General features: G+C 58.1%; 10 protein-coding genes. 8 read left to right on the forward strand and 2 right to left on the reverse strand.

The features are described 5' to 3' along the window. Nucleotides 1–35: 35 nt before the first annotated feature. Nucleotides 36–563 (reverse strand): outer membrane protein assembly factor BamE, encoded by a 528-nt coding sequence (locus KL786_RS24060; protein ID WP_032862893.1) that lies wholly within the window; start codon nt 561–563, stop codon nt 36–38. 98 nt (nt 564–661) lie between these two features. Between KL786_RS24060 and fur the strand changes: the two genes are divergently transcribed. Further along, nucleotides 662–1,066, forward strand: a complete 405-nt coding sequence (gene fur, locus KL786_RS24065) for a ferric iron uptake transcriptional regulator (RefSeq protein ID WP_003194220.1) — start codon at nt 662–664, stop codon at nt 1,064–1,066. A gap of 96 nt (nt 1,067–1,162) precedes the next feature. Here fur and recN read toward each other — a convergent pair whose 3' ends face one another. Beyond that, entirely contained in the window at nt 1,163–2,836 is a 1,674-nt protein-coding gene (gene recN, locus KL786_RS24070; RefSeq protein ID WP_215519209.1) for a DNA repair protein RecN, read from the reverse strand. Between the two features lie 231 nt (nt 2,837–3,067). Between recN and grpE the strand changes: the two genes are divergently transcribed. The 7 genes from grpE (at nt 3,068) to greA (ending at nt 13,115) form a co-directional block, all read left to right on the forward strand. Further along, the gene (gene grpE, locus KL786_RS24075) at nt 3,068–3,637 is read left to right on the forward strand and encodes a nucleotide exchange factor GrpE (protein ID WP_032862896.1); all 570 of its coding nucleotides are present in this window, start codon (nt 3,068–3,070) and stop codon (nt 3,635–3,637) included. A gap of 101 nt (nt 3,638–3,738) precedes the next feature. Continuing rightward, the gene (gene dnaK, locus KL786_RS24080; RefSeq protein ID WP_215519210.1) at nt 3,739–5,661 is read left to right on the forward strand and encodes a molecular chaperone DnaK; all 1,923 of its coding nucleotides are present in this window, start codon (nt 3,739–3,741) and stop codon (nt 5,659–5,661) included. A 316-nt stretch (nt 5,662–5,977) separates the two neighbouring features. After that, entirely contained in the window at nt 5,978–7,102 is a 1,125-nt protein-coding gene (gene dnaJ / locus KL786_RS24085) for a molecular chaperone DnaJ (RefSeq protein ID WP_032862898.1), read from the forward strand. Nucleotides 7,103–7,112: 10 nt separating this feature from the next. Beyond that, nucleotides 7,113–7,919, forward strand: coding sequence for a 4-hydroxy-tetrahydrodipicolinate reductase (gene dapB, locus KL786_RS24090; RefSeq protein WP_215519211.1), 807 nt, complete (start codon nt 7,113–7,115; stop codon nt 7,917–7,919). A gap of 259 nt (nt 7,920–8,178) precedes the next feature. After that, nucleotides 8,179–9,315, forward strand: coding sequence for a glutamine-hydrolyzing carbamoyl-phosphate synthase small subunit (gene carA, locus KL786_RS24095; protein WP_215519212.1), 1,137 nt, complete (start codon nt 8,179–8,181; stop codon nt 9,313–9,315). Between the two features lie 105 nt (nt 9,316–9,420). Then, entirely contained in the window at nt 9,421–12,642 is a 3,222-nt protein-coding gene (carB, locus tag KL786_RS24100; RefSeq protein ID WP_099584786.1) for a carbamoyl-phosphate synthase large subunit, read from the forward strand. After that, nucleotides 12,639–13,115: a transcription elongation factor GreA gene (gene greA, locus KL786_RS24105; RefSeq protein ID WP_032862903.1), complete on the forward strand. Its 477-nt coding sequence runs from the start codon at nt 12,639–12,641 to the stop codon at nt 13,113–13,115. Before carB ends, greA begins: the two co-directional genes overlap by 4 nt. Nucleotides 13,116–13,118 lie beyond the last annotated feature (3 nt).

Raw genomic sequence — 13,118 nt, forward strand, 5'->3', positions numbered from 1 at the left:
CCCGGCATGCCGGGCTTTTTGTTGAGCAATGAAAATTATTGCGGGCCAGTATCCAGCGGCTCTGGTGTTGGCACCGGAACGGTTTCCACGCTGTCGATGTCTTTCTGGATCGTATCCAGCAAAGAACCTGGCTTGGCCGGCACTTCGGACTTGGGCTTCTCGCCGTTCTGCACAGGAGCAGTGACGTTGGTGCCGTTATCCTTGCCTAGCAGGGCTTCATCGCGGCTTACGCCAGGCATGAAGTCACCGGAAAGGCTGACGAGCTGGTCGTTGCCATTGAAGATGACGCTGACGCGCTCCTGTTGGCGTTCCCCGCCTCCAGGCTGCAGGCTATAGAGATAATCCCAGCGATCGGCATGGAATGTGTCGGTCAGCAGGGGATTGCCCATGATAAACCGTACTTGCCGTCGGGTCATTCCCGGACGTAACTGGTCTATCATGTCCTGCGTGACGACATTGCCCTGCTGGATGTCGATTTTGTAAACCCCGGGGAATGAACAACCGGCGAGTGCGAGCAGTCCCACAAGGGTGAAACTGGTTAGCAAGAGCTTGGTGTTTTGCATCGGTGGGCGACTTCCACTATCTTGGCTGGGACAACGTAAACGCCGATCATACCCGTATTAAGAGAAGCTGCGAAGCAGCATCCGCGAGAAAGCTAACCATGGTTGAAAATAGCGAACTACGCAAAGCCGGTCTTAAAGTGACTCTGCCACGAGTCAAGATTCTACAAATGCTCGATTCCGCCGAGCAGCGCCACATGAGTGCCGAGGATGTCTACAAGGCGCTGATGGAGTCTAACGAGGACGTCGGCCTGGCCACGGTTTACCGTGTACTGACCCAGTTTGAAGCCGCAGGGCTGGTGGTTCGTCATAATTTCGACGGCGGTCATGCAGTGTTTGAACTGGCTGACGGTGGTCATCACGACCACATGGTTGACCTGGATACCAATGAGGTTATCGAGTTCACCAGCCCCGAGATCGAGGCGCTGCAGCACAAGATTGCTGAGGAGCACGGATTCGATTTGGTTGACCACAATCTGGTTCTGTACATACGTAAGAAAAAGTAAGAAAGCTACGCAGATTCACTCTGCGAAACGATCGAAGGCGACCCTAGGGTCGCCTTCGTGTTTTCTATCGGGGGGAAACTCAGGGTGAAATAGGGCTCAGGCCTTCGCCGTCACCACCATTTTCTTCGCATGGGCCAGGGACTCCTTGGTCAGGTCGATGCCGCCGAGCATGCGCGCGACTTCTTCCACTCGCTCGGTCTTGTTCAGCTTGGACACAGCGGTATGCGTCGCATCGCTGCCCCGCACCTTATGCACGAACAGATGCTGATGCCCCTGGGCTGCCACCTGTGGCAAGTGGGTAACAGTCAAGACTTGCCCGCGCTCGCCGAGGCGGCGTAGCAATTGGCCGACAATTTCTGCGGTCGGCCCGCCGATTCCCACGTCTACTTCGTCGAATACCAATGTCGGTACGCGTGAGGTCTGGGCGGTAATGACCTGAATCGCCAGGCTGATCCGTGACAGTTCGCCGCCGGACGCCACCTTGGCCAGCGCCTTGAGGGGTTGACCGGGGTTGGCGCTCACCAGCAGTTCGACCTGCTCCAGGCCGTTGGGTAGCAGCTCATTGCCACTATTGGCGTGCAGCTCGATGGTGAAGCGCCCGCCGGGCATGCCCAGGCGTTGGATTTCCTGTTCCACGGCGCAGGCCAGTCCGGTTGCCGCATGATGTCGCAGGTCGCTCAACTCCCGGGCCTTTTCCTGATAGTGGCGGGCGAAGGAGGCCAGTTCGTCGCCCAGACGCTCGATGGACTCATCATTGGCATTCAGGGTTTCGATCTCATCCAGCAGTTTTTGCTGCATGGCTGCGACTTCGGTCGGCTGGATTCGATGTTTGCGTGCCAGGGTATAAATAGTGTCGAGGCGTTCTTCGATCTCTTGCAGGCGTGCCGGGTCGGCATCGAAGTGGTCGAGGAAGCGGTTCAGCTCGCCAACGGCTTCTTCTACCTGGATTTGTGCGCTGGTCAGCAGGGTGGTGGCTTCACTCAATGATCCAGAGGCGCTGTTCACGCTCGATAGCCGGTTAAGGCTTGCTGTCAGTGCATTCAGCACATTGCCGGAGTCACTTTCGCTGCATTGCTCGACAACTTGGCGGCAAATGCCCAGCAGTGTCTCGGCATTGGTCAGGTTTTTGTGCTCCTGCTCCAGTTGTTCCAGCTCGGTTTCGCCCAGGCCCAGGCTTTCCAGTTCTTCCAACTGATAGCTCAGGAGCTGGTGGCGAGCACGTTGTTCATCGCCGGAATTGGACAGCCGTTCCAGCTCCTGGCGGGTCTGGCGCCAGCGTTGTGCGGCCAGTTGTACCTGGCGCGCCAGGTCGGTTGCGCCGGCGTATTCATCCAGCAGCCGCCGATGGGTGTCGGTTTTGAGCAGGGACTGGTGTTCGTGCTGGCTGTGGATATCTATCAGCAGTTCGCCAAGGGCTTTCAAGTCACCGAGTGGGCAGGGCGTGCCATTGATGTAGCCGCGGGAGCGGCCTTCGGCGGTAATTACCCGGCGCAGGATGCACGGGCCATCGCTGTCAAGGTCGCGTTCGGCGAGCCAGGCGCCGGCCTCCGGGATGTCGGCCAGATCAAAGGTTGCCAGGATATCGGCCTTGTCTGCGCCGGGGCGAACCACGCCACTGTCGGCGCGATCGCCCAGGGTCAGGCCCAGTGCGTCGAGCATGATCGACTTGCCGGCGCCGGTTTCGCCTGTGATTACGCTCATCCCGCGATCCAGTTCAAGATCCAGATGCTCGACGATGGCGTAGTTGTGTACGGACAGGTGAACCAGCATGACGGCTGCTCCCAGGCTTTAGGTCTGGTTATTTATACAGTGTTTTGTTCTGAGCTGACAATCCTGCGGCTTAGCTCAATTTGCTTGGGTGGTAGTTTTTTTTAGTGCGATGAGGAATGAGTGGAAAGTATGAGTCAGGGCGTGTCGGCCCTTGAACCTGGAAATTGTGGCCCCATATACCGGAACAGAAGCGCGAGTCGAGTTCGCGCAGGATTTAGAAAGGAGAGAACTATGGCTGACGAACAGACGCTGGATACGCAAAACCCAGACGCCAACCAGGCCTCGCAGGCAGCGGGTGAAGACCTGGCGGCTCGTGTGCAAGTGCTCGAAGAGCAGTTGGTAGGCGCTCAGGATCAGGCTTTGCGTGTTGCTGCCGATCTGCAGAACGTCCGCCGCCGCGCTGAGCAGGATGTAGAGAAAGCCCACAAGTTCGCACTGGAAAAGTTTGCCGGTGATCTGTTGCCGATCATCGACAGCCTGGAGCGTGGCCTTGAGTTGTCCAACCCGGACGACGAAAACATCCGCGCCATGCGCGAGGGGATCGAACTGACCCTGAAAATGTTCCAGGACACCCTGAAGCGTTATCAGTTGGAAGCCATCGATCCGCAAGGCGGTGAGCCGTTCAACGCTGAACATCACCAGGCCATGGCGATGCAGGAAAGTGCAGATCTTGAGCCCAATAGTGTGTTGAAAGTGTTCCAGAAGGGTTACTTGCTCAATGGTCGCTTGTTGCGCCCTGCGATGGTCGTGGTGAGCAAGGCTCCTGCACCTGTTGCACCGTCGATTGACGAGCAGGCTTGAAATCCTTCGTAACGACCCCATTTATAAGTCAAGTGTTTAAGTCTGCCGCAGTCAGCCACCACTGCTGCGGCAACCAAATTCAAGTTTCGGGAGAGTAAATCATGGGCAAAATTATCGGTATCGACCTGGGGACCACCAACTCCTGCGTCTCCGTCATGGAAAACGGCAAAGCCAAAGTTATCGAAAACGCCGAAGGCGCGCGTACCACGCCGTCGATCATTGCATACGCCAACGACGGTGAAATCCTCGTTGGTCAGTCGGCCAAGCGTCAGGCTGTAACCAACCCGCACAACACCCTGTACGCGGTGAAACGTCTGATCGGTCGTAAGTTCGACGAAGAAGTCGTACAAAAAGACATCAAGATGGTGCCTTACAAAATCGCCAAGGCTGACAACGGTGACGCCTGGGTTGAAGTAAACGGCAACAAGATGTCTGCACCGCAGATCTCGGCTGAAGTCTTGAAAAAGATGAAGAAAACTGCCGAAGACTACCTCGGTGAAGCAGTGACTGAAGCGGTGATCACCGTTCCTGCCTACTTCAACGACAGCCAGCGTCAAGCGACCAAAGACGCCGGCCGCATTGCGGGCCTGGACGTAAAACGTATCATCAACGAACCAACCGCAGCCGCTCTGGCCTACGGTATGGACAAGGCCAAGGGCGATCACACTGTGATCGTTTATGACCTGGGTGGCGGTACCTTCGACGTTTCTGTGATCGAAATCGCTGAAGTCGACGGTGAGCACCAGTTCGAAGTGTTGGCCACCAACGGTGACACGTTCCTGGGCGGTGAAGACTTTGACATTCGTCTGATCGACTACCTCGTCGACGAATTCAAGAAAGAAAGCGGCATGAACCTCAAGGGTGATCCGCTGGCCATGCAGCGCCTGAAAGAAGCGGCTGAAAAAGCGAAGATCGAGCTGTCGTCGAGCATGTCGACCGACGTGAACCTGCCGTACATTACAGCAGATGCCACCGGTCCTAAGCACTTGAACGTGAAGATCTCGCGCGCCAAGCTTGAATCCCTGGTTGAAGACCTGGTTCAGCGCACCATCGAACCTTGCCGTACCGCTTTGAAAGATGCCGGTATCGACGTGGGTGCGATCAACGACGTGATTCTGGTCGGTGGTCAGACTCGTATGCCGTTGGTACAGCAGAAAGTGACCGAGTTCTTCGGTAAAGAAGCACGTAAAGACGTGAACCCGGACGAAGCGGTTGCCATGGGTGCTGCTATCCAGGGTGCTGTACTGGCCGGCGACGTGAAAGACGTGTTGCTGCTGGACGTCAGCCCGCTGACCCTGGGTATCGAAACCATGGGTGGCGTGATGACTGCGCTGATCGAGAAAAACACCACGATTCCTACCAAGAAATCGCAAGTGTTCTCGACTGCCGATGACAACCAAGGCGCTGTGACCATTCACGTGCTGCAAGGTGAGCGTAAGCAGGCTGCTCAGAACAAGTCCCTGGGCAAGTTCGACCTGGCGGATATTCCACCAGCGCCACGTGGCGTGCCACAAATCGAAGTGACCTTCGATATCGATGCCAACGGCATCTTGCACGTCGGCGCGAAAGACAAGGCCACCGGCAAAGAGCAGAAAATCACGATCAAGGCCAACTCCGGTCTGTCTGATGAAGAAATTCAACAGATGATTCGTGATGCTGAAACCAATGCCGAGGCTGACAAGAAGTTCGAAGAGCTGGCCGCTGCCCGCAACCAGGGTGATGCACTGGTTCACTCGACGCGCAAAATGATCGTTGATGCTGGCGACAAAGTGACTGCTGAAGAGAAGACCGCAATCGAAGCCGCCGTGGTTGCCCTGGAAGCCGCCGTCAAAGGCGACGACAAGGCCACCATCGAAGCCAAGGTTGAGGAGTTGTCGAAAGTCTCCGCGCCGGTCGCTCAGAAGATGTACGCCGAGCAGGCTCCGCAAGGTGAAGGTGCTGCGCAACAGGCAGAGCCAGAAGCCAAGCACGACGACGTTGTCGATGCCGAGTTCGAAGAAGTCAAAGAAGACCAGAAGAAGTAACTTGGTCGCCCGGTTGACCGCTATCAAGCGGTGACTGGTAGGATGTCGCCGCGCGGGAGCTTGCTCCCGCGTTGGCGTGTCTGGGGTACGCGAATTTTTACAGCATGCGACAAGGTTCGGATGCTGGCGGTGTGATCGGGAATGCTCCTGCTTTGCGATCGACAGTCACCGCGTTTTTAGCTGGGTCTCGGCTGAGAGCAGTAAAGACCAGGATCGTTGAATTTGACGTGAGTTGGGTCCGGGCCTGTATTGGGGCTCAACGAGTTTGGCAAGCTCAGGAGGGTTTTGCCGAACGTCCTTAAGAGTGCAAAGACTTATGGCAAAGCGTGACTATTACGAAGTGTTGGGTGTGGAGCGCGGCTCCAGCGAGGCGGACCTGAAGAAGGCCTACCGTCGCCTGGCGATGAAGCACCACCCGGACCGTAATCCGGATAACAAAGAATCCGAAGAAATGTTCAAAGAGGCCAATGAGGCCTACGAATGCCTGTGTGATCCGAACAAGCGCGCAGCCTACGACCAGTACGGCCACGCCGGTGTCGATCCGAGCATGGGCGGCGGCGGTGCCGGTTTTGGCGGCCAGAACTTCTCCGATATCTTCGGCGATGTGTTCAGCGACTTCTTCGGTGGCGGTCGTGGTGGTCAGCGTGGCGGTGCCCAGCGTGGTAGCGACTTGCGCTACACCCTGGAGCTGAACCTGGAAGAGGCCGTGCGCGGCACCAGCGTCAACATCCGCGTACCGACGCTGGTCAATTGCAAGCCGTGCGACGGCTCGGGTGCCAAGAAAGGCTCTTCGCCGATTACGTGCCCAACCTGTGGTGGTATTGGCCAGGTACGCATGCAGCAGGGGTTTTTCTCTGTGCAGCAAACCTGCCCGCGCTGCCATGGCCAGGGCAAGATCATTTCCGATCCGTGCGACTCCTGTCACGGCGAAGGGCGTGTCGAAGAGTACAAGACCCTGTCGGTGAAAGTGCCGGCGGGTGTCGATACCGGCGACCGTATCCGTTTGTCGGGTGAAGGTGAGGCAGGTACGCAGGGCGGTCCGACAGGCGATCTGTACGTGGTGATCAATGTGCGCGAGCACTCGATCTTCCAGCGCGACGGCAAGCACCTGTTCTGTGAAGTGCCGATCAGCTTTGTCGATGCTGCCCTGGGTGGCGAGCTGGAGATTCCGACCCTCGATGGTCGCGTCAAGCTGAAGATCCCTGAGGGGACGCAGACCGGTAAGCAGTTCCGCATCCGTGGCAAAGGCGTTGCGCCAGTGCGTGGCGGTGGGGCGGGCGACTTGATGTGCCGTGTGGCTGTCGAGACTCCGGTCAACCTGGATCGTCGTCAGCGTGAGTTGCTCGAAGAGTTCCGCAGCTCCCTGGACGGTGATGGCTCCCATTCGCCCAAGACCGCTGGCTGGTTTGAAGGCGTGAAGCGCTTCTTCGGCGACCTGTAAGGACGTGGATATGCGACGTATAGCAGTGATGGGCGCCGCTGGGCGCATGGGCAAGAACCTGGTGGAGGCGGTGCAGCAACGCTCGCCTCTGTCGGGGTTGACGGCGGCAATCGTGCGTCCGGGCAGTACGCTGATCGGTGCCGATGCCGGTGAGCTGGCTTCGCTGGGGCGGATCGGTGTTTCGTTGTCCGGCAGCCTGGAGCAAGTGGCTGATGAATTCGATGTGTTGATCGATTTCACCCTGCCTGAAGTGATGCTGAAAAACCTGGCTTTTTGCCGCAAGGCGGGCAAGGCCATGGTTATTGGTACCACTGGCCTGAATGCCGAGCAAAAGCAATTGCTTGTCGCGGCGGGCGAGGATATCCCGATCGTGTTTGCCGCCAACTTCAGTGTGGGCGTCAACCTGTCGCTGAAGTTGCTCGACATGGCTGCACGGGTACTGGGTGATGATGCGGATATCGAGATCATCGAGGCGCATCACCGCCACAAGGTGGATGCGCCATCGGGTACTGCCATGCGCATGGGCGAAGTGATTGCCGATGCCTTGGGGCGCGACCTGTCGAAAGTCGCGGTATATGGCCGCGAAGGTCATACCGGTGCGCGTGAGCGTGAAACCATTGGCTTTGCCACGGTGCGCGGTGGTGACGTGGTGGGTGATCACACGGTGCTGTTTGCTGCCGAAGGCGAGCGCCTGGAAATCACTCACAAGGCCTCCAGCCGCATGACCTTCGCCAAGGGTGCGGTGCGTGCGGCATTGTGGCTGGAAGGGCGCGAAGCGGGCCTCTATGACATGCAAGACGTGCTGGATTTGCGTTAATCAGTAGCAAAAACGGGCCCCGGGTATTACTCTAGGGCCCCGTTTTTACCCGCTAAGCGACGTCCTGTCGCATTCTCCTGCCTTTTAGGCTCTTTAGCGGTGGACCAAAAAAGCCTTTTTCTGTAAGCTACAGCTTTAGTGTGTCCACTAAAAGCGCGCAGAATAATTCAGTGAAGAAGCGGGGTGACGTGTCCATACGTCACTCCGCTTTTTTACAACCTGCGATCGCCCTTTCAGGCTTTATTTACGGGAGGTCTTCTTGACTAAGCCAGCCATACTCGCCCTTGCTGATGGCAGCATTTTTCGCGGCGAAGCCATTGGAGCCGACGGTCAGACCGTTGGAGAGGTGGTGTTCAACACCGCCATGACCGGCTATCAGGAAATCCTTACCGATCCTTCCTACGCCCAGCAGATCGTCACCCTGACCTATCCGCACATCGGCAACACCGGTACTACACCGGAAGACGTCGAGTCTGATCGTGTCTGGTCGGCCGGTCTGGTGATTCGTGACCTGCCACTGGTTGCGAGCAACTGGCGTAACACGATGTCGCTGTCCGATTACCTGAAAGCCAACAACGTTGTGGCGATCGCTGGTATCGATACGCGCCGCCTGACACGCATCCTGCGTGAAAAAGGCTCGCAGAATGGCTGCATCATGGTCGGTGACAATGTTTCCGAAGCCGCAGCGATTGCTGCAGCGCAAGGCTTCCCTGGCCTGAAAGGCATGGATCTGGCGAAAGTCGTCAGCACCAAAGAACAGTACGAGTGGCGCTCCACTGTCTGGGACTTGAAGACTGACAGCCACGCAACCATCGAGGCTAGCGAGCTGCCTTACCACGTGGTCGCTTATGACTACGGTGTCAAGTACAACATCCTGCGCATGCTGGTCGAGCGCGGTTGCCGCGTGACCGTGGTGCCGGCGCAAACCCCGGCGGCCGACGTACTGGCCCTGCAACCGGATGGTGTGTTCCTGTCCAACGGCCCGGGTGATCCGGAGCCTTGCGACTACGCGATCCAGGCGATCAAGGATGTGCTGGAAACCGAAATCCCGGTATTCGGTATCTGCCTGGGCCACCAACTGCTGGCCCTGGCCTCCGGTGCCAAGACCCTGAAAATGGGTCACGGCCATCATGGTGCCAACCACCCGGTACAAGACCTGGACACTGGCGTCGTGATGATCACTAGCCAGAACCACGGTTTTGCGGTGGACGAAGCCACCTTGCCGGCCAACGTGCGCGCCATTCACAAGTCGCTGTTCGACGGTTCCCTGCAGGGTATCGAGCGCACCGACAAGAGCGCGTTCAGCTTCCAGGGCCACCCTGAAGCAAGCCCGGGCCCGAACGACGTAGCGCCGCTGTTCGACCGTTTCATCAATGAGATGGCCAAGCGACGCTAAATGAGTGGCCTGAGGGTGGCCCGGAAAACCGGCGGCCCCCTCAGGCTCTTCAAGGATTGTTCAAGACGGCTTGCCGACTGACCTGCGGATTTGAGTGACAAACCCATGCCAAAACGTACAGACATAAAAAGCATCCTGATTCTCGGCGCTGGCCCGATCGTTATCGGCCAGGCATGCGAATTCGACTACTCCGGCGCCCAGGCCTGCAAGGCCCTGCGCGAAGAGGGTTACCGCGTCATCCTGGTGAACTCCAACCCGGCCACCATCATGACCGACCCGGACATGGCCGACGCCACCTATATCGAACCGATCAAATGGCAGACCGTTGCCAAGATCATCGAGAAAGAGCGTCCGGACGCGCTGCTGCCGACCATGGGCGGCCAGACTGCACTGAACTGCGCCCTGGACCTGGAGCGCGAAGGCGTCCTGGAAAAGTTCGGCGTAGAGATGATTGGCGCCAATGCCGACACCATCGACAAGGCTGAAGACCGTTCGCGTTTCGACAAGGCCATGAAGTCCATCGGTCTTGATTGCCCGCGCTCGGGTATCGCCCACAGCATGGAAGAGGCCAACGCGGTTCTCGAAAAGCTGGGTTTCCCGTGCATTATCCGTCCGTCCTTCACTATGGGCGGCACCGGTGGCGGTATCGCTTACAACCGTGAAGAGTTCGAAGAAATCTGCGCGCGTGGCCTGGACCTGTCGCCGACCAAAGAGCTGCTGATCGACGAATCCCTGATCGGCTGGAAAGAGTACGAGATGGAAGTTGTCCGCGACAAAAAGGACAACTGCATCATCGTCTGCTCGATCGAAAACTTCGACCCGATGGGTGTGCACACCGGTGACTCGATCACCGTTGCTCCGGCACAGACCCTGACGGACAAGGAATACCAGATCATGCGTAACGCCTCGTTGGCGGTACTGCGTGAGATCGGCGTTGAAACCGGCGGTTCCAACGTTCAGTTCGGCATCTGCCCGGACACAGGCCGCATGGTCGTGATCGAGATGAACCCGCGTGTATCGCGTTCTTCGGCGCTGGCATCAAAAGCTACCGGCTTCCCGATTGCGCGCATCGCTGCCAAGCTGGCGATCGGTTACACCTTGGACGAGCTGCAAAACGAAATCACTGGCGGTGCTACGCCGGCGTCCTTCGAACCGTCCATCGACTACGTTGTGACCAAGCTGCCACGCTTTGCCTTCGAGAAGTTCCCGAAAGCCGACGCCCGCCTGACCACTCAGATGAAGTCGGTCGGTGAGGTCATGGCTATCGGCCGGACGTTCCAGGAATCCCTGCAAAAAGCCCTGCGTGGTCTGGAAGTGGGCGTTTGCGGCCTGGACGAGAAGCTCGACCTGAGCAACCCGGAAAGCATGAGTGTCCTCAAGCGCGAGCTGACCGTGCCGGGCGCCGAGCGTATCTGGTATGTGGCTGACGCCTTCCGTGCTGGCATGACTGTCGAAGACATCTTCGGCATGAACATGATTGACCCGTGGTTCCTGGTGCAGATCGAAGATCTGATCAAGGAAGAAGAGAAGGTCAAGACCCTGGGTCTTTCCTCTATCGACCGCGACCTGATGTTCCGCCTCAAGCGCAAAGGCTTCTCTGACCAGCGTCTGGCCAAGCTGCTGGGCGTGACCGAGAAGAACCTGCGCACGCATCGCCACAAGCTGGATATCTTCCCGGTCTACAAGCGCGTTGACACCTGCGCCGCCGAGTTCGCCACCGATACCGCGTACCTGTACTCCACCTATGAGGAAGAGTGCGAAGCCGCGCCGTCGGGCCGCGACAAGATCATAATCCTGGGCGGTGGTCCAAACCGTATCGGCCAGGGCATCGAGTTCGACTACTGCTGCGTACACGCCGCCCTCGCCCTGCGCGAAGACGGGTACGAGACCATCATGGTCAACTGCAACCCGGAAACTGTTTCCACTGACTACGACACTTCCGACCGCCTGTACTTCGAGCCGGTGACGCTGGAAGACGTGCTGGAAATCTGTCGCGTTGAGAAGCCAAAAGGCGTGATCGTCCAGTACGGCGGGCAAACCCCGCTGAAACTGGCGCGTGCCCTGGAAGCCGCTGGCGTGCCGATCATCGGTACCAGCCCTGACGCCATCGACCGTGCCGAAGACCGTGAGCGCTTCCAGCAAATGGTCGAGCGCCTGAACCTGCGCCAGCCGCCAAACGCTACCGTGCGCAGCGAAGACGAGGCCATTCGTGCAGCCAGCAAGATCGGCTACCCGTTGGTGGTGCGTCCGTCCTACGTGCTGGGCGGCCGGGCGATGGAAATCGTCTACGAAGAAGAAGAACTCAAGCGCTACCTGCGTGATGCGGTGAAAGTGTCCAACGACAGCCCGGTGCTGCTGGACCACTTCCTCAACTGCGCCATCGAAATGGACGTGGATGCAGTCTGCGACGGCACCGACGTGGTGATTGGCGCGATCATGCAGCACATCGAGCAGGCGGGCGTTCACTCCGGCGACTCCGCATGTTCCCTGCCGCCGTACTCGCTGCCGCTGCACATCCAGGACGAGATGCGTGAACAGGTCAAGAAAATGGCCCTGGAATTGGGCGTGGTTGGCCTGATGAACGTACAGTTGGCGCTGCAAGGCGAAGACATCTACGTCATCGAAGTCAACCCGCGTGCTTCGCGTACCGTGCCGTTTGTTTCCAAGTGCATCGGTGTGTCCCTGGCGATGATTGCCGCCCGTGTGATGGCCGGTAAGACCTTGAAGGAAATCGGCTTCACCAAGGAAATCATTCCGAACTTCTACAGCGTGAAAGAGGCGGTGTTCCCATTCGCCAAATTCCCTGGTGTGGACCCGATCCTGGGCCCAGAGATGAAGTCCACCGGTGAAGTGATGGGCGTGGGCGACACCTTCGGCGAAGCCTTTGCCAAGGCCCAGATGGGCGCCAGCGAAGTGCTGCCGACTGGCGGTACTGCGTTTATCAGTGTGCGTGATGATGACAAGCCACTGGTTGCAGGCGTGGCGCGTGATCTGATCAACTTGGGCTTCGAAGTCGTGGCCACCGCAGGTACCGCCAAGCTGATTGAAGCGGCCGGCCTGAAAGTGCGTCGCGTGAACAAGGTAACGGAAGGCCGTCCACACGTGGTCGACATGATCAAGAATGACGAAGTCACCCTGATCATCAACACCACTGAAGGTCGCCAGTCGATCGCGGACTCCTACTCCATTCGTCGTAACGCCTTGCAGCACAAGATCTATTGCACCACCACCATTGCTGCTGGCGAAGCCATCTGTGAGGCGCTCAAGTTCGGTCCGGAAAAAACCGTACGTCGCTTGCAGGATCTACACGCAGGATTGAAGGCATGATCAAATATCCAATGACTGTCCAGGGCGCCAAGGCCCTGGAAGAGGAGCACGCCCACCTGACCAAGGTCGTACGTCCAAAGCTGAGCCAGGACATCGGTACGGCCCGTGAGCTGGGTGACTTGAAGGAAAACGCCGAATACCATGCTGCCCGCGAGCAGCAGGGTATGGTCGAGGCGCGGATCCGTGATATCGAGGGGCGCATGCAGAATGCGGTCATCATCGATGTCACGACCATCCCCAAGACCGGCAAGGTGATTTTCGGCACGACGGTGGAAATCGCCAACGTCGAGACTGATGAAAGCGTGACTTACCACATCGTGGGTGAGGATGAGGCTGACTTCAAACTCGGCAAGATCTCCGTCGGTTCGCCGCTGGCCCGTGCCTTGATCGCCAAGGAAGAGGGTGATGTGGTGGCCGTCAAGACGCCTGGTGGCGTGATCGAGTACGAGATTGTCGAAGTTCGTCACATCTGAAAG

This window comes from Pseudomonas sp. TAE6080 (assembly GCF_018732265.1).
GTDB classification, from domain to species: Bacteria; Pseudomonadota; Gammaproteobacteria; order Pseudomonadales; family Pseudomonadaceae; genus Aquipseudomonas; species Aquipseudomonas brenneri.